Annotated in this window: 18 protein-coding genes, 1 tRNA gene and 1 pseudogene; 16 read left to right on the top strand and 4 right to left on the bottom strand. The window is 40.0% G+C overall.

The features are described 5' to 3' along the window. Positions 1–47: 47 nt before the first annotated feature. From ACE1AQ_RS04335 to devC, 10 genes are all read left to right on the top strand, one after another. Complete coding sequence (locus ACE1AQ_RS04335) at positions 48–578, top strand: hypothetical protein (RefSeq protein WP_008198036.1); 531 nt, start codon at positions 48–50, stop codon at positions 576–578. Then, positions 571–2,547 (top strand): AMP-binding protein, encoded by a 1,977-nt coding sequence (locus ACE1AQ_RS04330; protein WP_008198038.1) that lies wholly within the window; start codon positions 571–573, stop codon positions 2,545–2,547. Before ACE1AQ_RS04335 ends, ACE1AQ_RS04330 begins: the two co-directional genes overlap by 8 nt. A 70-nt stretch (positions 2,548–2,617) precedes the next feature. Further along, positions 2,618–3,664, top strand: coding sequence for a 3-oxoacyl-[acyl-carrier-protein] synthase III C-terminal domain-containing protein (locus tag ACE1AQ_RS04325; RefSeq protein WP_008198039.1), 1,047 nt, complete (start codon positions 2,618–2,620; stop codon positions 3,662–3,664). 75 nt (positions 3,665–3,739) lie between these two features. Beyond that, positions 3,740–4,774, top strand: coding sequence for a methyltransferase (locus ACE1AQ_RS04320; RefSeq protein WP_008198041.1), 1,035 nt, complete (start codon positions 3,740–3,742; stop codon positions 4,772–4,774). Positions 4,775–4,875: 101 nt separating this feature from the next. Beyond that, positions 4,876–6,060, top strand: a complete 1,185-nt coding sequence (locus ACE1AQ_RS04315; RefSeq protein WP_110545216.1) for a hypothetical protein — start codon at positions 4,876–4,878, stop codon at positions 6,058–6,060. A gap of 50 nt (positions 6,061–6,110) precedes the next feature. After that, positions 6,111–8,792: a PEP/pyruvate-binding domain-containing protein gene (locus ACE1AQ_RS04310; RefSeq protein ID WP_008198046.1), complete on the top strand. Its 2,682-nt coding sequence runs from the start codon at positions 6,111–6,113 to the stop codon at positions 8,790–8,792. Between the two features lie 323 nt (positions 8,793–9,115). Then, positions 9,116–11,737 carry an aminotransferase class III-fold pyridoxal phosphate-dependent enzyme gene (locus tag ACE1AQ_RS04305; protein ID WP_008198048.1) on the top strand — a complete coding sequence of 874 codons (2,622 nt, stop codon included), beginning with the start codon at positions 9,116–9,118 and terminating at the stop codon, positions 11,735–11,737. Between the two features lie 51 nt (positions 11,738–11,788). Next, positions 11,789–12,370, top strand: a complete 582-nt coding sequence (locus tag ACE1AQ_RS04300) for a hypothetical protein (protein WP_008198050.1) — start codon at positions 11,789–11,791, stop codon at positions 12,368–12,370. Positions 12,371–12,776: 406 nt separating this feature from the next. Further along, positions 12,777–13,955, top strand: coding sequence for an HlyD family efflux transporter periplasmic adaptor subunit (locus ACE1AQ_RS04295; RefSeq protein WP_287684088.1), 1,179 nt, complete (start codon positions 12,777–12,779; stop codon positions 13,953–13,955). Between the two features lie 19 nt (positions 13,956–13,974). Beyond that, positions 13,975–15,132: an ABC transporter permease DevC gene (gene devC, locus ACE1AQ_RS04290; protein WP_008198054.1), complete on the top strand. Its 1,158-nt coding sequence runs from the start codon at positions 13,975–13,977 to the stop codon at positions 15,130–15,132. 63 nt (positions 15,133–15,195) lie between these two features. Here the strand turns inward: devC and ACE1AQ_RS04285 are convergent. Further along, positions 15,196–15,303 (bottom strand): annotated as a pseudogene (locus ACE1AQ_RS04285) (transposase); the annotation flags it as partial. 405 nt (positions 15,304–15,708) lie between these two features. Here ACE1AQ_RS04285 and ACE1AQ_RS04280 point away from each other — a divergent pair. The 3 genes from ACE1AQ_RS04280 to ACE1AQ_RS04270 all read left to right on the top strand — a co-directional run bounded on the left by ACE1AQ_RS04280 (position 15,709) and on the right by ACE1AQ_RS04270 (position 17,407). Then, entirely contained in the window at positions 15,709–16,428 is a 720-nt protein-coding gene (locus ACE1AQ_RS04280) for a DevA family ABC transporter ATP-binding protein (RefSeq protein ID WP_008198056.1), read from the top strand. A 61-nt stretch (positions 16,429–16,489) separates the two neighbouring features. Then, positions 16,490–16,581, top strand: a tRNA-Ser gene (locus tag ACE1AQ_RS04275). Between the two features lie 19 nt (positions 16,582–16,600). Next, a complete protein-coding gene (locus tag ACE1AQ_RS04270; RefSeq protein WP_110545218.1) occupies positions 16,601–17,407 on the top strand; it encodes a radical SAM protein in 807 nt (268 codons plus the stop codon). Here ACE1AQ_RS04270 and mrdA read toward each other — a convergent pair. Continuing rightward, positions 17,404–19,278: a penicillin-binding protein 2 gene (gene mrdA / locus ACE1AQ_RS04265; protein ID WP_110545221.1), complete on the bottom strand. Its 1,875-nt coding sequence runs from the start codon at positions 19,276–19,278 to the stop codon at positions 17,404–17,406. The two genes, ACE1AQ_RS04270 and mrdA, sit on opposite strands and share 4 nt — an antisense overlap. On the opposite strand from mrdA, the gene ACE1AQ_RS04260 reads away from it, so the two are divergent. After that, positions 19,279–19,407: a hypothetical protein gene (locus tag ACE1AQ_RS04260; RefSeq protein ID WP_374807923.1), complete on the top strand. Its 129-nt coding sequence runs from the start codon at positions 19,279–19,281 to the stop codon at positions 19,405–19,407. Between the two features lie 341 nt (positions 19,408–19,748). After that, positions 19,749–20,186, top strand: coding sequence for a hypothetical protein (locus ACE1AQ_RS04255; RefSeq protein WP_198285278.1), 438 nt, complete (start codon positions 19,749–19,751; stop codon positions 20,184–20,186). Here ACE1AQ_RS04255 and ACE1AQ_RS04250 read toward each other — a convergent pair. Together ACE1AQ_RS04250 and ACE1AQ_RS04245 are read right to left on the bottom strand one after the other, a co-directional pair. Next, complete coding sequence (locus ACE1AQ_RS04250) at positions 20,183–20,596, bottom strand: ketosteroid isomerase family protein (protein ID WP_008198063.1); 414 nt, start codon at positions 20,594–20,596, stop codon at positions 20,183–20,185. The genes ACE1AQ_RS04255 and ACE1AQ_RS04250 overlap by 4 nt on opposite strands. Before the next feature lie 55 nt (positions 20,597–20,651). Further along, positions 20,652–21,761, bottom strand: coding sequence for an S-(hydroxymethyl)glutathione dehydrogenase/class III alcohol dehydrogenase (locus ACE1AQ_RS04245; RefSeq protein WP_110545223.1), 1,110 nt, complete (start codon positions 21,759–21,761; stop codon positions 20,652–20,654). Between the two features lie 83 nt (positions 21,762–21,844). Between ACE1AQ_RS04245 and ACE1AQ_RS04240 the strand changes: the two genes are divergently transcribed. Continuing rightward, positions 21,845–25,255: tetratricopeptide repeat protein (locus ACE1AQ_RS04240; RefSeq protein WP_374807922.1), on the top strand; the 3,411-nt coding region annotated here is incomplete at its 3' end.

Here is a 25,255-nt window from a genome sequence, read left to right as displayed (position 1 = left end):
GGTACAGATTCTACTACTTTGTTTCTTAAAATTAAGGAGAAATTTAGATGATTCCCCAACAGTGGTATCCTATTTGTAAGTCGGAAGAAATTCAAGGCAAAAAACCGCACGCCTTACACCGTTTTACAAAAATTGGTTCGGTTCTAGAACCTTATGAAGTTACCCTCAAAAATGACTGTATTAGGACCGAGGTAAAATTAAGAAAAGCCTCTGATCAAGAGTCTGATTTTAGCTTCAAGTTAAAGATGAGATTCCCTAATCTTACTTGGATTCAATTGTTACCCAAAATTTATTTTATTGTAGTAGCAACTCCTATAGATCAACAAAATAGTTGGGTAATAATTCGTTATTATCAAGACTACATTCGAGATCCTTTTTTGGGTTATTTATTTGCTTTGTTGCTGGTTACATTTGAAGTCCAAGTGGCTCAAAAAGAACAAGATATACCCATTCTGAAATCGATTACACCCCTACAACCCGATCCTCAAACCTATCATTGGGTTGCTGCTGACCAAGCAATCGTCTATTACTACCAATTAAAAGCAAAATTATCGAAGGAGATGATAAATAATGTCTAGTAGTCTTCCTTTTTCTACTTTAGTCGAACTACTCCGTTATCGGGCTTCTCAACAGCCTAATAAAATCGCTTATACTTATCTCCCTGATAACCATCAAGCCCCTCATACACTTACTTATGAGCAATTGGATCAAGAAAGTCGAGCGATCGCTTCTAAGTTACAAATGTGGCAAGCAACAGGCGAAAGGGCTTTATTAATCTATCCTCCCGGTTTAGATTTTCTTTCTGCTTTTTGGGGGTGTTTATATGCAGGCGTTATTGCCATCCCAGCCCCTCCACCTGATCCCCTTCGGCTAAAACGAACCCTACCTCGACTCAAAGCAATTATTCAAGATTCTCAAGCGACTATAATCTTAACAACCAGTCATATTTACTCTCATTTAAAGTCACAACTGACTGAGTTATCAGAGTTACAATGGTTAACCAGTGATCAAATTGCTAAAGCTAAGTCAAATGATTGGCAAATGACTTCTTTCAAAGGAGATGATCTAGCTTATTTACAATACACTTCTGGTTCAACTGCTACGCCCAAGGGAGTCATGATTAGTCATCAAAATGTTCTCCATCACTCTCAATATATTCAACAAGCATGGGGATATACTTCAGAAAGTATTGCTGTGACTTGGATGCCTTATTTTCATGATTACGGATTAATTGATGGTTTAATTCAACCCCTTTACACAGGAGTCCCTTGTTATATTCTGTCTCCTCTAGGCTTTATCAAACGTCCTTTAAGATGGTTAGAAACTATTTCTCGTTACAAAGCAACCCACACCCAAGGTCCCAATTTTGCTTATGAATATTGTCTTCATAATATTACAGAAGAAAAAAAACACAACTTGGATTTAAGTTTTCTAAAAACAGCTAGTAATGGTGCAGAATCTATTCGACCCGAAACGGTGGAGAAATTTATTAAAACTTTTGAATCTTGTGGATTTCGATCTGAGGCTTTTTATCCTGCTTATGGATTAGCAGAAGCAACTCTTTTAGTCACCACTAAACCCCATGATACACAACCCCGAATTAAGGAAATTATTGACTCAGAAGATCCGACGAAAAAAAACCGTAGAATAGTGAGTTGTGGCCTGCCCGTTGGTGAGATGAATGTGATTATTGTTAATCCAGATACCTTGTCGCTCTGTTCTGCTTCAGAGATGGGAGAGATTTGGATTAATGATCCAAGTGTAGCCCAAGGTTACTGGCAAAATTTAGAAGCAACAGGAATGACTTTTAAAGCCTATCTTAAAGAGACTGAACAAGGTCCTTTTTTACGCACAGGAGACTTAGGATTTATCGAAAAGGGCGAACTTTTTGTGACTGGTCGTTTAAAAGATTTAATTATTATTGGTGGTGTGAATCATTATCCGCAAGACATCGAATGGACAGTAGAAAAAAGCCATTCAGCCATTCGTTTAAACAACTGTGCTGCGTTTTCCATTGATGAGAATGGATTAGAAAAAGTAGTAATTCTAGCAGAAGTAGAACGCCGGACTTCGGATTTTCCCACAGTAGTGGAGGCGATTCGTCAAGCTGTCGATGACCATCATGAGCTAGAAGTGGCTGCGATTTCTCTTCTCAAACGAGGATCGATTCTCAAAACATCAAGTGGTAAAATACAGCGTCAGGGCTGCCGTCAAGCTTTTTTGGGAAAATCTCTTGATAGTGTTTTTGAATGGAACAAAAATCAAGAAATTCAAGCTTTAAACCAGCGTTTTGCTTCGGTTTCTGCAACAGAAATAAAAGCTTGGTTAATAGCCTATCTGTCCAAAGAGTTAGAAATTAATCCGCAAGAGATTCACCAAAAAATTTCTTTTATTGATTCGGGTCTTAGTTCTTCCGAAATTTTGTTCTTGTCTGCTGATTTAGAAACTTGGTTGGGTTATCCAGTTTCCCCCACAGTCATTTTTGATTGTGAGACGATTGAAGGTCTTAGTATTTATTTGAGTCGTTATCAAACTGTTCCTAGTTAGCCCTTTATCTCTATCTTGTCGAAATTGTTGAACTTAACTGTATTTATCCTGTCTATTTAGGAGTTTTCCCATGAAATTAGAATCAGTAAAAGTGGTACTTCCCTCACGCAAAGTTAGTAATGAGGACATTATTGAATTAATTGGCAAACATAGTATAGCTACTTTTGAAGGTAATCTTGATAAAACTCTAGATAATATTTTGTTTTATCTAAAATATTCGGGTTCTCAAAATCGTAATTGGTTAGGTGATGGTGAAACACCAATTGGATTACTGACTCAAGCAGTTAATCAAGCATTAGCGGAAGCTAATTGTGATAACTCAGACATTGACTTGTTAATTTACACTGGAATTGATCGAGGCTTTATTGAACCGGGGGGGTCTTATATGGTTGCCCATTCATTAGGAATGAAAGAAGTTCATTGCTTTGATATTCTAGATGCTTGTATGAGTTGGACTCGTGCTATCTACATTATTTATACTTTACTACAAACTGGGGCTTATAAACGGGCATTAGTCGTTAATTCAGAATTTAACTTACGAGATGATGGCTATGTTTATCCAAAGGTTTTTAGCTTAACAAATGAGGAGCAAATTAACTGGTCTTTTCCAGGTTATACTTTGGGGGAAGCAGCGACGGCTACGGTTATTTCTTATGATCCCAATAATCCTTGGGAATTTAATTTTCGTTCCCGTACCGATTTAGCTGATTTGTGTACTGTTCCTTTAGAGAGTTACCAGAAATATTATTCTTCTAATTCGCCCAAAGTTGGTCTAGATGGATTCAATCGTTTCACGTCTTTTGGCAATGATTTGCATCTTAATGCATCACAAGAATTAAAAGTTGTTTTAGAACAACTCAAAACCCCTCTAGATGAAGTTAAGATTGTTTTTCCTCATGCTTCCTCTAAAAAAGCTTGGGATGATGTGGCTGAAATTTGTGGCGTTAAACATTTAATGTGGCACATCTATCCAACTTGTGGCAATTTAGTTTCTGCTTCAGTTCCAGGGGGAATGGCTACCGCTATTCAGCAAGGCAAAGTTCAACGAGGTGATCGCATTGTTGGTTGGGTAGGAAGTGCCGGAATGTCGTTTTGTTCTTATTCATTTATTTACTAATTATTCTGAATGAATAACGTTAAATTTTTGTTCTCACTGTCAAATTAATGTCATTTCTAACAGGAGTTATTTCTGATGAATTTTCTCGATATCCAAGAATTAATCATTGCAGGTTGGAAAACACAAACTCTTTTCTCAGCTTTAGAGTTAGGAATTTTTGAACAATTATCTCAACAGGCAAAAACGATCGAACAACTGGCTCAAGACTGTCATTTTTCTCCCGTGAGTGGCAAAAAACTTCTCACGGCTTGTGTGGCTTTAGGACTTCTCACTAAGACTAATGATACTTATCAAAATGCTTCCGTAACCCAAGAATTATTAGTCTCAGGAAATCCTATTTATCTAGGGGATGTTGCTTTTCATATTCGAGATATTCTTCCTCTGTGGAATAAACTAACGGATGCTGTCAAGGAAAATAGTAACCGTTGGCAACAAGTGACAGGCTCTGAAGCGGGACATTTTTCGAGTTTGTATCAAGATCCTAATCAGTTGGCTCATTTCCTAAAAACCATGAATTTATACAATCAAGAAACCGCCGCCTCTGTCGCTCTCAATTTTGATTTTTCTCCCTATCATCATTTATTAGATATTGGAGGTTCTACTGGGGTTTTTGGTCAAATGATTATTTCTTATTTTCCTCATTTAAAAGTTACGGTTTTTGACTTACCCGAAGTCTGTAAAATAACAGAGCAATACATTAAAGAACAGTATCATCTAGAGGGGCAAATGGCAACTCATGAAGGAAATTTCTTAAGCAGTCATTCTTTGCCAAAAGGATTTGATATTATTTATCTAGGTTGGGTTCTTCATGATTGGCCTCATCACATTCAATTAGAAATTCTGGAAAAATGTTATCAAGCTTTGCCACCTAATGGAATTCTTTTAGCAACAGAGTCCTTAATTAATCAAGAAGAAACTGGCCCATTATTAACGGCTTTACTTTCATTGGATATGTTAGTTTCAACGGATGGAGGCGGTGAAAGTACAGGTGAAGAATATAAAGAACGTTTTAGCAAGGCCGGTTTTGAGTCAGTAGAGATTATTTCTTTGCCCATCATGCGAGACCTAATTGTTGGGGTCAAAAAAGTAAGAGCAATAGACCCTACCTGAGTTAACCCAATTTCCGACTGGGATCACTCCTCAATTATCAAGAATTTGGTAGACCTTGCCTACCTCCATCCTGAACAATTCACACATCAAAACATTGAGCAATGAAAGTACCTTCCTCGTTACCTATCAAGTTTCAATCAGAAATAAATCAAGCCCTGTGTTTAGCCAGTTTATCTCCTTCTTCTCATAACAGTCAACCGTGGGAAATTATTCAGGTGATTCAAAAAGATTCACGATTGATTTTAGAGGGTTTTCTTCAAGAACATACGGCAGCAGTTCTTCCAAATAGTAATGATAATACCTATCTAATTTTAGCCTTAAATCAAGAAAAATGTCTCCGTAGTTTAGAAAATCACAATCTAGAAATGTTACTCAGTTGTGGTGCATTTTTAGAAAGTTTAGTGATCGCTTTAGCCTCACAATCTCTTTCAGGAGAACTCATTTGGCATAATTCTGATATAGGTCAAAATTCTTTACCAGAATCTCTCAAAATTACTAATTCTTGGATTCCATTAGCTGTGCTGAATATTCAATTTGCCCCCAGTATTTTTACCATAGAAATCCAAGAATTAATTCAACAATTTAGCAAGAGAATAACTCATCGTAGTCCTTATGACATAAACTCACCTATGATTGCGCCTGATCACCCCCTTTTTTTTCTCAAAAGTCTAGCTTATCCCGATGCTTTTTCTGAGATTGAAATAACGATTATTAAAGAAAGAGAAGTAATAGAATCGATGGCTAAATTTGTCAGTCATTATGGAGAGATTGAGTTTACAAAAGCAGAGGTTTGGAGAGAAACCTATCAATTTATACACTTTAGTAAACAAGAAAAACATGAATATGGATTTCCGATTGAGCAACTATTAGAAAAAGGCTCTCAAAGTTTTAGTTTTTTGTTAAAAATTTTACTGAGCCCTTACTGTATGAATTGGCTAAAGTATTTAAGATTACCTCATCTTTTAGCTTCTGAAATGGGAAAACTTGTCAAAGCATCTCCTCTCTTGATTTATCTTAATTTTAAAACCGATTATCCTTCTTTAAAAATGCAGTTAGAAGGGGGCGCACTTTGGTTGAACTTTTGTTTAAATGCAACTAAAATGGGACTAGCTGTTCATCCCGTTAGCGTTGTTTTACAACATCAACATCTACGTCATAACTTCCAAAAAAGCTATCATTTACCAAAAGGACGCGGCTTTTTCTTCTGCCGTTTAGGACAACCGATACGGACTTTTTCTTCTGTTTCAAAACGGAAGAACTTGAGTCAAGAAATGTTAACCATTTAGCTAGTTAGTAATCTTGTCATCTTTTTTTGAATTCTTTTAGGAGATCATCCATGATAACCCACATCTTAGAATTAGGTACAATTTCCAAAGAACAAAATTCCTTAATTGGGGGAAAAGCCAAGAATCTTAATCAGATGATTAAAGCAGGATTTCCGATTCCAAAAGGATTTGTTATTACCTGTGACAGTTATCATCACTTTTTGGAAAGTTGTCAACTTGTAGGATTAATTCAAGAAACCATTAATCAGACCGATCAAAATACTTTGCAATCTCAATTTAAAACGATTGAAGATGCCATTCATAATTCAGCTATTCCTCTAGACTTACTCACAGAAATTAATCAAGAATATCGAAAATTAAATAGTGAATCAGTTGCGGTTCGATCTTCTGCCATTAGTGAGGATTCTAATCAATATTCTTTTGCAGGACAATTTGAGACCTATCTTAATATTACTAACGAAGAAGAATTACATGAAGCAATTATTAAATGTTGGGGGTCATTGTGGTCAAATCGAGCTTTAGTCTATCGAAGTTTAAATCAAAAAATAAGTGAATCAGAACCCCTTGCTGTGGTGGTTCAGCAAATGATTAACTCTCATATTTCTGGTGTTATTTTTACCCAAAATCCAGTCAGTAATCAACCTAACCAATTTCTAATTGAAGCGAGTTGGGGCTTAGGTGAGGCAATTGTCTCTGGGAAAACCATGACAGACTCTTTTATCTTTGATGTAGCGTCTCAATCAATTATTGATCAGACAATTAACTATAAACTAAATATGTGTGTTTTTGATGCAGATCAAGGAGTTGCCACTATTAAAGTTCCAGAAGAAAAACGTAGTTTAAGAACACTGTCGGAAGAGCAAATCGTTGAATTAGCCCAATTAGCCCAACAAATTCGTGATTTATATCAAGCTGAACAAGATATTGAATGGGCTTTTGATGGAGAAAAATTTTATATCTTGCAAAGTCGTCCCATTACTACTTTAGAATCCAGTCAAGCTGTCAAGGAAGAACAGCAATATCTCAATTCTCAAGCCTTATATACTTGTTTAGATATAGGTGAATCTTTTACTGGTACTTTTACTCCTTTAGGAGAATCTTTTGCGAGATATTATGTTCACAATACTCATCAAGGAATTTTAAAAGCTTTAGGGCTACGGGATATTGGCAATCCTAAAAAATATGGTTTTTTTCTGTTTGGTCGAGCCTATTTAGATGTTTCTTACTTTGCTTATTTATATGCTCAATGTTTTCTATTTAGAAATCAAAGTAAATTTTTGGAGCGGTTTGCTAGTGAAGAAGTCAACGTTGAAACTTATAAAAATCCTCATGGATTAGGTTCACAAGGATGGGCTTATTTTCGCTCAAATTGCTTTTATGTTAAGACCTTAATTAGTGATTTATTGACCTATCGCAAAAAATCCCGAAACTGGTTAAAAAACCGTCCTGTTGTCAGTGAAAATTTTCAGAATTTAGATTTAGTCAATTTATCCCTTTATGAATTAGGAGATAAGCTAAAAGAAGCTTATCAATATTATCACAATAGTTGTGTGCTATATGGTACTCCTTACATCGGCGCATTTGCTTTTTATGATGTATTAAAAGACATTTCTAAACAATGGTTTTCAAAAGAAGATGAATCGATTCCTGAGTTAATTAAAGCAGGAGCTTCTGAATTACGAACCACAGATATGATTGAAGCTATTGAAGATTTGGCCTTAGAAGCTCGAAAATCTTCTGCTTTAAAACAATTAATTCTCAAAGATTCTTCTCCCAATATTGTTAAAATAATCGAACAAAACCCTGAAGCGGAAACTTTCTACAGAAAATACCAGCTTTTACTGCGAGAACATGGAGTGAGAGCACATCAAGAAATGGAATTGATACATCCTCGATGGTTGGATGATCCTACCTATATTTTTACGACCCTAAAAACCTATTTACAACGAGATGATTATGAAATTCTTACCACAAGAGCTAACCGTAATCATCAACGGATTGTATTAGCCAAGCAAACATTAAAAAAATTGCCTTTATGGAAACGTAAAATCTATGAATTTCTCATGAATTCTTACCTTAAATTAAGTCAGGTACGAGAAGAAATGAGAATGTGTTTTATTCAAGGAATTTGGATGAATCGAGTGATTGTCATGGAAGTCGCCCGTCGTTTAGTAGCTGATCATATTCTTCAAAATTTAGATGAAGTTGCTTTTATTACTTATGATGATATCCTGCTCTATCTTTCTGGCAAAGAATCCGCTAAAAATTTATTCTCACGCCCAAAAATTGCCGAAAATCGTCGTCGTCACCTAATTAATCAGCAAATTCCTACTCCACCCCTAACTTTTATTGGTTATTGGGATCCAGCGACTCACCTCAGTCAAAAACTTGATGATAATTGTCTTGTTGGTGTTGCTAGTAGTCCAGGACGAGTAGTTGGGAAGGCTCGTATTATTCTCAATTTAGAAGAACAAATGGATGAATTTGAGCCTGGAGAAATTCTAATTACCTGTTTTACGGATACAGCTTGGACTCCTCTTTTTAACCTAGCCACCGCCGTCGTCGTAGATATTGGTTCACTCCTTTCTCATAGTTCTATTGTCGCCAGGGAATTAGGAATTCCAGCCGTTGTAAACACCAAAGTTGCTACGCAAGTAATTCGGACAGGAGATACATTAGTGGTTGATGGAAATGAAGGAAAAGTTTATCTTCAATCTCAATCTAATCCGTAATCAGAGTTTTGTCTGATGTAGATATTATGATACTATAGGGGATGTGATGTCATTAATTAGGGTTGACTGAGTGTCAGTGAAAGCTTTGCTAGAAAAGGGTTTTGAGACTTTTTGGGGAAAAAAGTCCAAGAAACAAACATTGAGAAATCGAAATAGGAACTCAAAATCCTTGCACTTTCGTCAGCGATTGCGAAGGGTTCCGCTTCCAGCCGCACAAAGTCATTCTATTATTCTAACTTCCCCCACCAACGACCGACTCCTAACCCCACCAACAGACTTTTTCAGTAAACCCTAAGTACTCGATTCTATTAGGACTTAAAGTTATGCTCAGATTTCCTTTTTTAAATTTCCTTATCTTCACTGTTGTTTACGGTGTTTCCTATCTCTACCAAATTTTTGGGAAAAATCCTAATGAAAAAAAAGAGTTGCAAGGCGAAATCTTATCAGAATATTTAATTAGTATGGGGCCTATCTATATTAAAATTGGTCAAATTTTGGCGACTCGCTCGGATTTAATTTCTAATACCATTGCTGAAAGACTTCGTCGCTTGCAAGATAATGTCCCCACTATGAATGAAGCGGATACAAAAAAGATAATTGAGCGAGAGTTAAAACAGCCGATTGAAGCCATTTTTAAAGACTTTTATTTTAGTCCGGTGGCAAGTGCTTCAATTGCTCAAGTTCATCAAGCAAAATTAAAAACAGGGCAAAAGGTGGCCGTTAAAATTGTCAAAAAAAACGTCCGTCGAGACCTACAAGAAAATCTTAAAGTCATGGGTTTTGTTGTTAAAATTGTAGATAGTTTGATTCCGTCCGTTAAATCTCTCAATTTACCAATTCGTTTTCGAGAATTATCCCGGTTATTAATTGCTCAAACCGATTTTATTCAAGAAGCAGAAAAACAAGCCCGAATTTACCTTAATTTCAAAAATCATCCTTATGTTAGAGTTCCCTCATTAGTTCCTGAATTATGTACTAATAATATGCTAGTGATGGAATTTATCGAGGGAATTCCGGGTAAAGAATCTGAGCGCTGTCATCTCCCCCCTCAACCACTCGCTCGCCGTTTTCAAGAAACCATTTATACCATGTTATATTTAGATGGTATTTGTCATGGCGATCCTCACCCTGGCAATCTCTTTTTTACCGAAGACGGCAAAATTATTTTAGTTGACTTTGGTATTACCGTAGAGTTAAGCGAAGATGAAAAATGGGGGTTATCTTCTTTTTATTATGCCTGTACTCGTAAAGAATGGGAGTTAGCCGTTGAACGGTTTACCGAACATTTTGTCATCAAAAAAGAGCAGGTTTTTGAGCGTTGGTCTGATTATCACCAAGAAATCGAGGCCGTTTTAATAAAGCACTTTAATGCTCAAACAGAACGGTGGTCAACCATTAGTTACTTCCAAGATGTTAATCAAGTTTTAAAGCGATATCAAGCTGAATATACGACAAACTTTACGAAAGTTGAATTAGTTTTTCTTTCTTGTGAAGGATTTGCTAGTCAAATTGACCCAGAAATTGATATTTGGGCGAATGCTCAAAAATTCACAGATCGCTATTCTCCTTACATGAATCCTAAGGTTAAACATAACTTTGATATTTATTTTGCTGAGGCTAATCCTCAAGCCTTAGCTTTACGAGATCGGGCAAAAAATGCTCTGGTTGCTCCCACTCACTTAGACCGTTATTTCTTCCCTAGCACTTATCCTTTATTTGTTAAAGAAGCAAAGGGGTCTCATTTAATTGATGTTGATGGTAAAAAATATGTTGATCTCGCTTGTGGATATGGCCCTCATATTTTGGGTTACAGTCATCCCGTGATTAATCAAAGTTTAACGGAAGCCATTCTTAACGGGGGTGTAAATGCGATGGGAACACTCCCCGAAATTGAATTAGCAGAGGCTATTGTTGAAGCCCTACCCGGTGCAGAAAAGGCGATATTTTCCAATTCAGGCACAGAATCAATTTTGCAAGCGATTCGATTATGTCGAGCTTATCGTCATCGGGATCGAGTGGCTAAATTTGAAGGTCATTATCATGGATTTTCTGATCAAGGCATGGTGAGTTCTTGGTTTCGCTTTACAGGAAACAAAGAAGCCCCTGAACCCATTAAGGGAACCTTAGGCAGTCATTCAGAAATCGTCAAAAATACCTTGGTTTTACAATATGCCCATCAAGCGAGTTTACAAAGATTGCGAGAACAAGCAGACAGTCTCGCTTGTGTGATCTGTGAACCCATGCCAACGGCACTTGCTGATTACGATCTAGAATTTTTAACGAAACTCCGGGAGATTTGTGACCAATTTGATTTACCATTAATCTTTGATGAAGTAGTCTCAGGTTTTCGAGTTACTTATGGAGGAGTACAAAATTTAACAGGAATTGTTCCTGATTTAACTTGTTTGGGTAAAATCATTGGTGGAGGATTGCCGGGAGGATGTGTTTCTGGAAAAGAACGACTGATTAATATTGCCAAAAGTTCGGAAGATCCCTTTCGCGATTATGAAAGTAAAGTGTTTGTAGGAGGAACAATGAGCGGGAATTCGTTGACCTGTACGGCTGGTTTAGCTGCATTAAGTTATTTAAAATTACATCCTGAAATCTATACTCGTTTGGCGGAACAAACCGAGTGGTTAGCTCACCAACTAAAAACCATTGCAGAGGCTCATCAAGTTCCTTTTCAAGTGAAAGCTAATCGTTCTATTTTTTCTCTAACTTTTAGCTATAAAAAAGCTCAATTTTATCGAGAAAAACAAGCAGGAAGCAATTTTAAAGCGAATTTAGCTCTTGCTTATTATATGCGAAAGTATGGGGTTTATATGCCAGAACTTCATACTTTAATGTTGAATGATGCCCATTCTCAAGAAGACTTAGAAACGGTTATTCAAGCCTTTGATAACAGTCTTTATGAAATGGTTAAAGATGGCTTTTTTGTTCTCTAGAATCATCCAGGTTACTTGTTTTCTTTATTAATTTTAGCAGGAATTCCCAGAATGAATACACTCAATAGTAATCTGAAAAAGCCCAGAAAAGGACTATTAGGAAGTTGGGATATGGTGGTCGGTCCCGGTATGTCTTTTCAAGAAACATGGATTTGTCTTATTCCGACCCTTTTAGCCACTGTCTTGATTCCTATTTATGCCATAATTAATCATTTTGGCTGGAATATTTGGCAATTATTAATCATGGCTTTTCTGTCCTTTGATTTGGTAGGAGGAGCTATTGTTAATGTCTCAGAGACTACAAAATGTTGGCATCATTCTCCTCAACACAATTGGCGTTATCACTATGGATTTATTGCGATTCATCTGCATCCTTTTTTGGTGGCATGGCTTTATGGAGGAAGTTGGCCAGAAGCCACCATCGCTTATGGCTATTTACTAATAGCAACCCCCTTGATCTTATTTGTTCCTTGTCGTCTGCAAAAATCAATAGCAATTACCCTATATTTAGGAGGATTAGTTTTATCTCATTATCTATTTCAAGGAATTGAGGGAATGGGTTGGTTTCTTCCGGTTTATTTTCTTAAGTTGTTTGTTAGTTATCTTCCAGAAGACTCTAATCGGTCTCTGTAGTAGAATACTCTATAGGAATTCTTTTTTGGAGAATCCCATTTTGGAAAAAACGTACCTAAAATAGGATAGATTTACGGCTCTTCCTTACTTGTTATGGTTCGATAGGGGGGCATAAATCGACTAAATCCTTATCTGGCAAAAGACTTAATTGATTAGTTCGCTCTAGATAAAAAACAATTGACAAAAATCGCTAAATGCCTTTCTATATAAGGGTTCCATCCCTTATAACCCCCGTCAATTGCATAACACAAACCGAAGAGCCAGATTTACTTGAATTATGAACAAAGAATCGATGAACTTTCCAAAGATCAAATTTTTAAAAGGCAAATGGCTGATGATTTGTGTTATTATTGGGGCTTTGTCAACTGGGATACTCGGACTACTATCTGTTACCCAATTCTCCAATTTGACAATTTCTGAAACAAAAACTGAGTCCTCTGAACCAGAATCGCCTGTAATCTCAATAACTGCTTTAGGACGAATTGAACCTCAAAGCAAAGTCATACAAGTCTCTGCAACCATTCCTCTAGAAGGAGCGCGTTTAGAAAAACTTTTGGTCAATGAGGGAGATACAGTCAAAACCGGACAAATTATTGCCATCTTGGATAGTTATGAACGAGAACAATCCGCTTTAAAATTGGCCCAAAAAAGGGTTCAAGTCGCTCAAGCTCGTTTAAATCAAGTTCAAGCAGGTGCTAAAATCGGAGCGGTACAATCTCAATCAGAAACCGTAGAACTTTTCAAAGCAGAATTGGAAGGCCAAATAGCTTCTCAGCAGGCTAATATTGCCAGTCTAAAATCTCGTTTAACTGGAGAAGTACAAGCTCAAAAAGCCACCATTGAACGGATAAAATCTGAGTTCAAGAATGCCCAAACTGAATGTCATCGTGCTGAGATGTTATATAAAGAAGGAGCGGTTTCCAGTTCTTCTAGAGATAATACTTGTTTACAAAAAGATGTTTTTCAAGAACAACTCAATGAAGCTGGGGCTAATTTACTCACAATTACTACAACTTTACAACAACAAATTAAAGAAGCCAAGGCAACTTTAAACCGTACCATTTTAACTACTCAAAAGCAGATTCGTTCTGCTCAGGCAACCTTAGAAGAAATTAAAGAAGTTCGGCCTGAAGATATCGCCTTAGCTATGGCTGAACTAGAGGAGGCAAAAGTAGCAGAAACCCAAGCAAAAACGAATTTAGCCTTAGCTTCTGTAAAAGCGCCCGTAGATGGGCAAATTCTTCAAATTCATACTTTACCTGGGGAAACAATTAATAGTCAAGGAATTGTAAAAATGGGTCAAACTCAAAAGATGGAAGTGGTTGCTGAAGTTTATCAAACAGATATTCAACAAATTAAATTGGGTAAAAAAGTAATTATTAGCAGTGATTCTTTTGGAGAAAAGTTAGAGGGAACGGTTAAACAAATTGGTTTATTAGTTCAAAAACAAAATATTTTTAGTAATGATCCAGGTGCTGATGTTGATCGTAAAGTAATTGAAGTGAAAATTGCGCTTGATCCAGAAACCAGTCGAAAAGTTCAAAATTTCACCTATTTACAAGTTCAAGTTGCCATTCAACTCTAAATTTAGTTAAGTAAAAACCATGATTTTACTACTTACTTTTGCCCTTCTTCAAATTGTCCGTAATAAGACTCGTTTATTGGTAGCTTTAGCGGGAATTGGGTTCGCTGTCATTCTCATTTTTCTTCAGTTAGGGTTCATGAATGCTCTCTATGAAGCTGCAATGGCCCCTCATAAAAGTATCAAAGCCGATTTGGTATTATTAAATCCTCAATCTAAAGTATTATTTGCTCTAGAAAGTTTTCCACGGGAAAGAATTTATCAAGCTCAAAGAGTGAAAGGGGTTAAGTCAGTGGCTTCTTTGTATGTTGGTCTAGGTCAATGGAAAAATCCTGATAATCACACGAAACGATCTTTGTTGGTTTATGCTTTTGATCCTGCTCAATCTGTATTTAAATTTCCCGAAATAGTCAACAATTTAAATGATTTAAAGATGACAAATCGAATACTTTTTGACAAATTATCTCGACGAGAATTTGGTGCCATTGCCAAAAATTTTAATCAAGGATATCAGGTTAGCACAGAATTAGAAGGAGTACGAGTTGAAGTAGCAGGATTATTTAGTCTAGGAGCTTCCTTTGCAGCAGACGGTAATGTTATTACCAGTGATTCAACTTTTTTACATATTTTTAAAGGTCGCAGCATTAACAAAATTAATGTTGGATTAATTACTCTAGAACCTAACGCTAATCCTCAAGCCGTGATTAAAACCCTAACAAAAATTTTACCCAATGACGTAAAAGCAATGACTCTCGAAGATTTTGCCTTATCCGAAAAACACTATTGGGAAACGAGTGCGGCCATTGGTTTTATTTTTGGCTTAGGTGTAATAATGGGCTTTATGGTAGGGGCAATTATTGTTTATCAAATTCTTTATGCAGATGTTTCTGATCATCTTGCTGAATATGCAACTCTCAAAGCAATGGGTTACCCTCATTCTTTTCTGCTTAATGTTGTTTTTCAGGAGTCTTTAATTCTTGCTGTTTTGGGATATATTCCAGGTTTCTTGATTTCAGAACTTATGTATGATTTAACTAGACGAGATACTAACTTACCTGTATTTATGACTCCCAGTTTAGCACTGTTCGTTTTAGTTCTTACAATTGCAATGTGCTTTTTAGCAGGCACGATTGCAATGCGAAAACTACAAAGTGCTGATCCCGCTGATATCTGCTTCTGATGCCTGGTGGTTTCATAAAAGTTGCTCGTTTCTCCTTATTTTACCCTATTTTTCACTTTGATCATACTTATTTGAAATCACTATATCTACTTTACCCTCTCGTTTAGCACCCATCCAAAGTCTTAAAGCTTTATTCCGGATGAATTGTACCGTACGAATAGTATCATCAATGGCAGAACACTAACTCGGTTTGACCACTGCTTTCATTTCTAAGATAATCATTGTTTATCGACCTCAAACAACTTATTTTGTACCAACAAACTTTGCACAAAATTGTTAAGGTTTGATCGTGCTTTGCCGATGCTCAATTAGTCATGGTTTTATGCCATCTGTAAAACTGAGGGTATTCAACATGACATTTTTGATAAAATCTTTCGATTTTTTGAGGTACCCTTAACTTATAATTTTCAAAGACTTGTCTTCTGGGAGAGTCGAACCGTGGGTCAGTTGTCTTTAAATATCGGTAAAATCGCCACAAAAGACCAATATTTGCTCCGAGAATTAAATTCTCATCCCTCCAAATAGCTTTAACTTGTGATCTTATTGAAGTATACTATATTTTTCGAGGTTCTCATAATGCGGATTTTTCAAAAAGAGCGAGAATTAGAGGATTTTAGCCCTAATGAACCCGTAATTGCCATTAAAGGCTTAAATCACTATTTTGGTACGGGGGAATTAAAAAAACAGGTTTTATACGATATCGATCTGGAAATTAAAGCGGGGGAAGTAGTGATTATGACTGGTCCTTCGGGATCGGGGAAAACTACTTTATTGAGTTTAATGGGAGGTTTGCGATCGGCACAAGCGGGCAGTTTAAAAATTCTCGGCCAAGAAATGTTAGGAATTAGTAAGGGCAAAATGCTGAAAATTCGCCGACAAATTGGCTATATTTTTCAATCACATAATTTACTAAAATTCCTGACAGCGAAACAAAACGTTAGGATGTCTTTGGAACTGCACGAGGAGTTTTTAGAACAAGATCTCGATCAAAAAGCCACGGCAATTTTGGAATCGGTGGGTTTAGGGGACCGCGTTGATTACTATCCCCACGATCTATCGGGGGGACAAAAACAACGGGTTGCGATCGCTCGCGCCCTCGTCAGTCATCCCAAATTAGTCCTCGCCGATGAACCGACCGCGGCCTTAGATAAACAATCCGGGCGCGATGTGGTGGAAATCATGCAGAAATTGGCAAAAGAACAAGGTTGCACGATTTTACTCGTCACCCACGATAACCGGATTCTCGACATCGCCGATCGCATTGTCAATATGGAGGATGGTCGTTTAGGCGATTAACTGCCCAAAAATTACTTGCCAAAAATCGGCCTTTCATGTTAGACTAAAGTAATGTCATCTTGGAGAGGTGGCAGAGTGGTCGAATGCGGCAGATTGCTAATCTGTTGTACGAATCGTAAGACCGTACCGAGGGTTCGAATCCCTCCCTCTCCGTATTTTTTGGGTAGGTTCGATGACTGCTCGCCAGGATTATTTCTGCTCCGTATATGGTCCGGTAGCCTCTTGGCGTTTCGGCAGTTCCTTGGGCATCGACCCGATCGGTTTAGTTTCCACCTGTTCCTTTAACTGTGCCTACTGTCAGTTAGGAGAAATTGAGCAAAAAACCGAGCAACGGAAAATTTTTATCACCAGCGAACAAATTAGCAGGGATTTAATTGCCTTTGCTCCCTGGGACGTGGATATAGTCACTCTCAGTGGTAGTGGGGAACCCACCCTCGCCCTCAATTTAGGGGAAATACTGGCCACCGTCAAGGAAATGACCAGACGGCCGGTGGCGGTCTTAACCAATAGTACCCTCCTGGGAGATGCCCGAGTGCGTCAAGACTTGAGCAAAGCTGATATCGTCGCCGCTAAAATCGATGCTGTTTCCGAGGCCCAATGGCGACGGGTTAACCGTCCAGTCCCCGGCCTGGATTGGCAGGAGCTTTGGTGGGGATTAAGACAATTTCGCCAAGAATGGTCGGGAAAACTAGCAATTCAAACCATGGTGTTGGCCTCTTGGTCGCCCCAAGAGCAAGACCAGTATATCGATTTGATGCAACAGCTACAACCGGATGAAATTCAACTTAACACCCCGACCCGTCCCCGGGCCGGACAAAGACAATTAGAAACCCGCGGTAATAATCCCCTCAGCGCTGGCGACGGAAGGCAAATTCTCAAACCCGTAAACGCTGAAATATTGGCAATTTGGGCGGAAAAAATCGCCACGGCGACGGGAATTACCGTGCGCTGTGTGCCGCTTACCGCCACAGGTCTCTAAGGCTTCGGCCGGGGTTTTTCTTCTTTGGGTTTGACATTAAAATAAGCCTCCATTACCTGACGTACCATAGGTGCGGCCACTTTACCACCACCACCGCCGGAATGTTCCGCAAAGGCGACCACGACAATTTCGGGCTTATCAAAAGGGGCGAAAGCTCCAAACCAAGCGTGGGACTGGCCCGGAGGTGCTTCTGCCGTGCCGCTTTTGCCCGCTACGGGCGGTAAAGCGGGGTCTGATAGGGCCCGACCCGTTCCTTCCGCTACCACGGCTCTCAGGGACTTTCTCAGGGTGTCTAGGGTGCTAGGTTTCATGTTCAAAGACTTGCGCCATTCCTTAACATCCCGGGCATCCTGTAAAAGATGCGGTTTCACCAAAAAACCGCCGTTAGCGGGGACAGCAAACATCACAGCTACCTGTAGGGGAGTCGCTAGGGTAAATCCTTGACCGATCGACATATTAATCGTATCGCCTACGGACCAATCCCAGTTTTTAAAATTACGCAGCTTCCAATCGCGATCGGCAATTAACCCCGGGGTTTCTTCCGCTAATTCTATCCCAGTTTTCTGACCGAAACCGTAGCGCCGGGCCATGGCAATTAAAGCCGGTCCCCCCACCCCGCGACCTATTTGACCGTGAAAAGTGTTACTACTCATGGCCATGGCCCGGACAAAACCCATCGGACCAAAACCGGCGTGATTCCATTCTCCAAAAGCTGTCCCCCCCACATAAAGGGCGGCAAAGGTATTTAAGACCGTATTGGGGGGAAATTTCCCCGATTCCATGCCGGCAGTGGCAGTGACGACTTTAAAGGTGGAAGCGGGGGGGAATCCTTGCAGGGCGCGGTTAACAAACGGGTTGCCCTCCGCTTGTAGTTTTTTCCAAGTGGCGGTGGTAATTGGGGCCGAGAAAACATTGGGATCGAAACTAGGATAACTGACCATGGCCCGCACGGAACCATCCCGGGGATCGATCGCCACGATCGCACCTTTGCGTTTTCCCAAAGCGGCCTCGGCGGCTTTTTGGAGTTTTAAATCTAGTGTCAGGGTGACATCTTGCCCGGGTTTAGCAATTTTTTGGCCGAGAATTTGGATTACCTGTCCCGATCCGTTGACCTCTAACTGCATTCCCCCCCATTCTCCCCGCAATTTTGACTCGTAGGCGGCTTCTACACCCATTTTACCGACGACATCTCCCAACCGGTAGCCCTGTCGTCTTTTGGCTTGATATTCCTCCGGGGTTAGTTCCCCAGTATAACCGAGAATATGCGCCCCGATTTTACCATTGGGATAGTAGCGCACTGATTCCACGTCCACTTCAATGCCGGTTAATTCGTCTTTGTATTCCTCTAGGGCGATAATTTGGGCCGGAGTTAAACCCCTAGCGATGCGGATCAGGGTGGAGGGGTTTTCGTCCGCTTCGTTAATGCGTTTTTCTAGGTCGCTTCTGGGAATTGCTAAAATACTGGCTAAACGGTCAAGATTGAGTTTTTGGGCGGGATTACGCTGGGATTTGGGCCAAATATAGGCCGCATGGGTTAAGCGGGCCGTGGCCAAAACTTTGCCATTGCGATCGAATAAGTTGCCTCGGACTGGAGGTTTGGGAAGAATGCGAATCCGGTTATTTTCTGCCCTTTCTCGGTTAATTTGTCCTTGCTGCAGTTGTAAATAGGCCAAGCGCGAGCCAACTCCTCCTAGCAGGACAATGCTAATTAAGCCCATAATTAGCCATGACTGACGCTGACGACCGACTAGACGCTCCTTATCTTTAGTTTTATTCTGTGATTTATTCGGCGCTGGCCGCGTCGGCGAGGTGAGCGTTTTTTTCCGTTTCAGTTTGACTTTGGTTTTTGAGAGGAGTCCACTATTACGCATTTGCTTAAAGTTAAAAATTTAAAAGTTATCAGTTATCAGTTATCAGTTATCAGTTATCAGTCATCAGTTATCAGTTATCAGTTATCAGTTATCAGTTATCAGTCATCAGTTATGAGATTTGAGTTTTAAGTAAGAAGTATTAAGTGAGTAGTTTTAAATAGCACTTTCCTGATGTCTTTTCACTGGTCACTGGTTACTGGTTACTGATCACTGGTTACTGATCACTGTTTACTGATCACTGAAAAGGACGCAATACTAGGTGATTTAGCTCCTCTGTTTACTAAAGTTAAGGGAATCCGCAACATATCTTAACAAAATAGCAGTAAATGCTCCAATAAATTTTAACTTTTGTTAACTTACCTTGATTTTTCAAAAATACTCAGCAAGAATCTGTCACAGAGCTTTGATAGGAATTGCTAATAGTTCTGATTAAAAGTTCTGTAGTCCCTCTCCTGTTATCCACTGCCGACATGATGTTAGAAGCTTTTGTCCTTTCCCCCCGCTACTCTCTCGATGCAGCCAATTGGTTAGAAGGAATCGATCCTTCCCGTCATTACTGGTTATGGGTGAATGGAGATCCACAGCTGCCAGTGATTATCCCCGGTTTGATAGTTTCTAGTATAGAGGAATTAAGAACAGTTATCGGTCAGTTTCGAGGGCTACAGTCGGGAGAAAGCCTAAAATTAACAAGAATCGTCGGCAGCTGCAAGATTCATTGTGTGAGCAGTAATTGTTATGCGATCGAAGCAAGGGTTGACAGCGCCTTGGTCTGGCATTTATTCGATCGCGAAACCATAGAAAGTCTCCTCATGGCTGCCCATCCCGATTGGCTCCCCGCAGAAAAAGATCTAGAATTGGGCAGAAAAGCTTTAATGCGCTCCTTGAATCAACCCGTGTACGTTCCCTAGGCAAATTGGCGCAAATTGATTAATTCTTGGGGAGAAGCCAAGAGTTTTACTTCCACAGAGGCAATTTCTACCGAATTAGTTAATTGAAATTGCCAGCGCACATTGACTTTAAACAAAGGGGTTTGTACCTGGCCGGTGATGGTGATTCGGGTGGATTGATCCTCTAGGGTTTCTAAGCTTCCCTGAGCGGGAAAAGCGGTTAATCCTTGCGCTTCCTCATGGAGATAATTAGCGATCGCCTGTCTGCCGCACACCCCCTCCTCGAAAGGTGCGATTAAAACGCCATCTTCGGCGAATAATCCGGCAGTTTCGGCAAATTCGCCCGCGTTTAGCCTTTGAAAATAGCGATAGATAATTGGTTCCGTGATAGCGGCGATCGAGATTTCGGGACAGGAAACTGGCGCATACATATAATTAGGAGTCTTTTGTCAAGTATTTCTTAACTTAATGTAACATTATCCCTGCTCAAAATGTAATCACACTGCGGATAGAATCTCCTTGGCGCATCAGGTCAAAGGCCTCGTTAATCCTTGCCAGAGGTAGAACGTGGGTGATTAAATCATCAATGTTAATCTTGCCGTCCATGTACCAATCGACTATTTTTGGTACATCTGTACGACCCCTTGCCCCACCAAAAGCCGTACCTTTCCAGACCCGTCCGGTGACTAATTGAAAAGGACGGGTACTAATTTCTTGGCCGGCTCCAGCTACACCGATAATAGTGGCAACACCCCAACCCTTATGGCAACATTCCAAAGCTTGACGCATAATCTGGACATTGCCGATACACTCAAAACTATAATCGGCCCCACCTTTAGTTAAATCCACCAGATAGGCCACTAAATCCCCCTCGATTTCTTGGGGATTAACAAAATGAGTCATCCCGAATTTGGTCGCTAAAGCTTGTTTCTGGGGATTGATATCGACCCCGACAATCATATCGGCCCCCACCAAACGGGCCCCTTGAATAACATTTAAACCGATACCTCCCAGACCAAAAACCACCACTTTTGCCCCCGGTTCCACTTTAGCGGTATTAATCACCGCACCGATACCTGTAGTGACTCCGCAGCCGATATAACAGACTTTTTCAAAGGGAGCATCCTGGCGAATCTTGGCTAGGGAAATCTCCGGCAGTACGGTATAGTTAGAAAAAGTCGAGGTTCCCATGTAGTGATAAAGAGGCTGACCATCGAGGGAAAAACGACTGGTTCCATCCGGCATTACTCCCCGACCTTGGGTAAGACGAATTGCTTGACAGAGATTGGTTTTAAAGCTGAGACAGTATTCGCACTGACGACATTCGGGAATGTATAGGGGAATCACATGATCCCCCACTTTTAGGCTAGTGACACCTTTTCCCACTTCTACCACGATTCCGGCCCCTTCATGGCCTAAAATTGAGGGAAATAAGCCTTCAGGATCGGCCCCAGAGAGAGTATAGGCATCGGTGTGACAAACTCCCGTGGCTTTGATTTCTACTAACACTTCCCCCGCTTGCGGTGGTGCTAATTTTACCGTTTCAATAGTTAGGGGTTTTCCCGCTTCTAGGGCAACTGCCGCTCGAACATCCATAGGCTCAAAGCAATAGGTTTTTTCCAGTATAATACCGTTAAACTGCTGAAGAGTTGTAATAGAACAATTCTAAACTTATCTCTATGTTAGTCCTCACCATCCGCGAAGAAGGAATTAACGATGGTGGCTTTACTGCTACTCTCAATTTTGATAGCGGTAACAGCTACCCAATTACGGTTACTGACCCCTTTACTAACCAAGAAGAAAAACAACTAGAATGGTACTTTGAGGAATGGTTAGTATTTCCGACGCTAGAGACGGATAAAGCGCAAAAAGCCGCCAACAGCGTCCAAAACTATGGCGAAAACCTATTTAAACAGGTTTTCCAGAGTAATTTAAATGCTTATGGGGAATATCGAGACTTGCGAAAGCAGTTAAGTCAACTGCAAATTATCATCGAAAGTCAGTCGCCAGAATTTCAAGCTTTACATTGGGAAGCGCTGAAAGATCCTGATTTACCGCGTCCCTTTTCTATAGATTGTATCATCTCCCGCCAGCGTCGAGGGGCTACAGTTGTCCCAGTGCAAATGGCCACTTATCCTACTATCAATCTTCTGGTGGTGATTGCGCGTCCTAATGAGGAATCTGATGTTAACTATCGCACGATTTCCCGTCCTTTGGTAGAACTGGTAAATAGTAGTGAAATACCGGTAAAAATTGATATTTTGCGTCCCGGAACTTATGAATCACTAACCAGACATCTGGATGAGAAGGGAGAAGGATACTATCATGTTATTCATTTCGATGTTCATGGCGGATTAATGGAATATGAACAGTACCAAAGACAGGTTCACGGGGACTCTTGGCGCTATCAAAGGGGATGGGGACTCGAGGATTTAGCAGAATATGAGGGAGTAAAAGCTTTTCTGTTTCTGGAAGGAGAAGAAAAAGGTCAAGCGACTCCGGTAGAAGCGACGGAATTAGCGAATTTACTCACTGGGAAAAATATCCCTATTTGTATTCTCAATGCTTGTCAGTCAGCAAAGCAAATTTCCCAGGAATCAGAAGACTATCGGGAAACCAGTTTAGGGAGTCGTTTGATGACTGCGGGAATGCAAGCAGTGGTGGCGATGGGATATTCGGTGACGGTTTCTGCAGCTAAGTTGATGATGAAACCAATTTATCAGCAATTATTGAACGGAAAAGACCTAACGGAAGCGATGCGAAAGGGACGGTTAGAGTTATTCAATAATAAGCAACGCTGCGCCTATTATAATACGATAATAGATTTAGAAGATTGGTTATTACCGGTGATTTATTGTCGCGGTAAAATTAATCTCAATTTGCGTCCATTTACTCCAGAAGAGGAGGAAAAATACTGGGAACATATCAGCAATCAATATGTCTTTCCCTTACCAGAATACGGCTTTGTCGGCAGGGATTTAGAGATTCTCAAGATGGAAAAGGCGCTGCTGAAACATAATATCCTTTTACTCAAAGGAATGGGAGGGACAGGAAAAACTACCTTACTCAATTATCTACGAGAATGGTGGCAAAAAACCAACTGGGCGACCCATATTTTCTATTTTGGTTATGATAGAAAAGCTTGGACGTTAGAACAGATTGTCTATGAAATTGGTCAGGGAATTTATAATCGCTTTGAACAGGCGAGTTTCCAAGCGATGAACCTGAAAGCGCGAGTAAGGAAACTAGAGCAAAAACTCCGCAGTGAGGCGTATATTCTGATTTTAGATAATCTGGAGTCGGTGACGGGACAACCGTTAGCAATTCAGAATACTTTACCGGAGAATGAGAGGGAAGCAATCGCCGAATTTCTCACGAATTTGGTCGGGGGAAAGACGAAGGTGATTTTGGGTTCTCGCAGTGAGGAAACTTGGCTGCAACGCAGGACTTTTAAGGAGAATATCTATCACTTACAAGGATTAGACCAAGAGTCGAGAACTGAATTAGCGGAGAGAATTTTAGAACGTCAGGCGAAGAGTCGGAAAAATGCGATTAAAAAGGATGATTATTTTAAGCGCTTGATGAAGTTGTTGGCGGGATATCCGTTGGCGATGGAAGTGGTATTAGCGAATCTGAAGCGACAGTCACCGGAGGAGATTTGGCAAGGGTTACAGTTGGCGGAATTAGCTGATGTGGGGGATAAGGATAAGACTAATAATATCATCAAGTGTGTGGAATATTCCCACAGTAATTTGTCGGAGGAGGCGCAGAAGTTGTTACTCTGTTTAGCGCCTTTTAGTGGGTTTATTGATCGATCTGATATTCCTAATTATAGCCAACAACTACAGCAATTAGAACCTTTACAAGGCTATCAGTTTGACCAATTTGATGCAGCGATAGAAGAAGCGATTCATTGGGGTTTGCTTTCGCCGATGAGTGAAGAAATGCCGAGTTTATTGACTATCCAGCCCATTTTTCCCTACTTCCTGAAGACGAAGTTAAAGGAATTAGCACCAGAGACACAAGCAGCAATTTGGGAGGGTTTTAAGAATCATTACCGAGACTTGGCAGGTAGTTATTTTGATACCTTACTAAATTTCAAAAATCCGAAAGAGAAGCAGTGGGGGATATTGTTCTGTCGCTGGGAGTATGAAAATCTGTTTAATGCGTTGCAGATTTGTTTGGAGAAGCAGGAAAGTTTTGGATTTTTTACTTGCTTAGATAATTACTATAAAGTCACTTCTGATTCAGTAACTAGAGCAAAATTCATGGAGAGTTTGTGCCAATCGATAGAAAAATATCCTCCTGAATTTTTGCAAACTGAGTTTGGTTATGAAATGGGATTTGCATTTCATAGGTATGGAAGTGGACTGCTAGACATAAAACAATATAACTTAGCCAAGAATTACTATGAAAAAGCTTTGCAAGCATATCAATCACTAAGTCAAATAGAAGAAAGGACAAAACAATCTTACATATCTATAACCCTGCACCAGTTGGGATATTTAGCGCAAGAATTGAGGGAATGGGAGCAAGCCCGAAGCTACTACCAGCAATCCCTTGAGATCTTCATTGAATATGGGGATCGCTATGAGCAAGCCAAAACCCTGCACCAGTTGGGAATGGTAGCGGGAGAATTGAGGGAATGGGAGCAAGCCCGAAGCTACTACCAGCAATCCCTTGAGATCTTCATTGAATATGGGGATCGCTATGAGCAAGCCAGCACCCTGCACCAGTTGGGATATTTAGCGCAAGAATTGAGGGAATGGGAGCAAGCCCGAAGCTACTACCAGCAAGCTATTGAGATCTTCATTGAATATGGGGATCGCTACGGGCAAGCCAACCCCCTGCACGGGTTGGGAATCGTAGCGCAACAATTGAGGGAATGGGAGCAAGCCCGAAGCTACTACCAGCAAGCTATTGAGATCAAGATTGAATATGGGGATCGCTACGGGCAAGCCAACCCCCTGCACGGGTTGGGAATCGTAGCGCAACAATTGAGGGAATGGGAGCAAGCCCGAAGCTACTACCAGCAAGCTATTGAGATCTTCAGTGAATATGGGGATCGCTACGGGCAAGCCACCCCCCTG

This window comes from Microcystis sp. BLCC-F209 (genome assembly GCF_041928595.1).
GTDB lineage: Bacteria > Cyanobacteriota > Cyanobacteriia > Cyanobacteriales > Microcystaceae > Microcystis.
Note: the sequence above shows the minus strand (reverse complement) of the source record. Positions and strands in the feature narration are given on the sequence as shown.

Excerpts from the sequence above, each read along its gene's own strand:
- ACE1AQ_RS04335 (WP_008198036.1), top strand. The coding sequence starts at position 48 with ATGATTCCCCAACAGTGGTATCCTATTTGTAAGTCGGAAGAAATTCAA.
- ACE1AQ_RS04330 (WP_008198038.1), top strand. The coding sequence starts at position 571 with ATGTCTAGTAGTCTTCCTTTTTCTACTTTAGTCGAACTACTCCGTTAT.
- ACE1AQ_RS04325 (WP_008198039.1), top strand. The coding sequence starts at position 2,618 with ATGAAATTAGAATCAGTAAAAGTGGTACTTCCCTCACGCAAAGTTAGT.
- ACE1AQ_RS04320 (WP_008198041.1), top strand. The coding sequence starts at position 3,740 with ATGAATTTTCTCGATATCCAAGAATTAATCATTGCAGGTTGGAAAACA.
- ACE1AQ_RS04315 (WP_110545216.1), top strand. The coding sequence starts at position 4,876 with ATGAAAGTACCTTCCTCGTTACCTATCAAGTTTCAATCAGAAATAAAT.
- ACE1AQ_RS04310 (WP_008198046.1), top strand. The coding sequence starts at position 6,111 with ATGATAACCCACATCTTAGAATTAGGTACAATTTCCAAAGAACAAAAT.
- ACE1AQ_RS04305 (WP_008198048.1), top strand. The coding sequence starts at position 9,116 with ATGCTCAGATTTCCTTTTTTAAATTTCCTTATCTTCACTGTTGTTTAC.
- ACE1AQ_RS04300 (WP_008198050.1), top strand. The coding sequence starts at position 11,789 with ATGAATACACTCAATAGTAATCTGAAAAAGCCCAGAAAAGGACTATTA.
- devC (WP_008198054.1), top strand. The coding sequence starts at position 13,975 with ATGATTTTACTACTTACTTTTGCCCTTCTTCAAATTGTCCGTAATAAG.
- ACE1AQ_RS04280 (WP_008198056.1), top strand. The coding sequence starts at position 15,709 with ATGCGGATTTTTCAAAAAGAGCGAGAATTAGAGGATTTTAGCCCTAAT.
- ACE1AQ_RS04270 (WP_110545218.1), top strand. The coding sequence starts at position 16,601 with ATGACTGCTCGCCAGGATTATTTCTGCTCCGTATATGGTCCGGTAGCC.
- mrdA (WP_110545221.1), bottom strand. The coding sequence starts at position 19,278 with ATGCGTAATAGTGGACTCCTCTCAAAAACCAAAGTCAAACTGAAACGG.
- ACE1AQ_RS04255 (WP_198285278.1), top strand. The coding sequence starts at position 19,749 with ATGATGTTAGAAGCTTTTGTCCTTTCCCCCCGCTACTCTCTCGATGCA.
- ACE1AQ_RS04250 (WP_008198063.1), bottom strand. The coding sequence starts at position 20,596 with ATGTATGCGCCAGTTTCCTGTCCCGAAATCTCGATCGCCGCTATCACG.
- ACE1AQ_RS04245 (WP_110545223.1), bottom strand. The coding sequence starts at position 21,761 with ATGGATGTTCGAGCGGCAGTTGCCCTAGAAGCGGGAAAACCCCTAACT.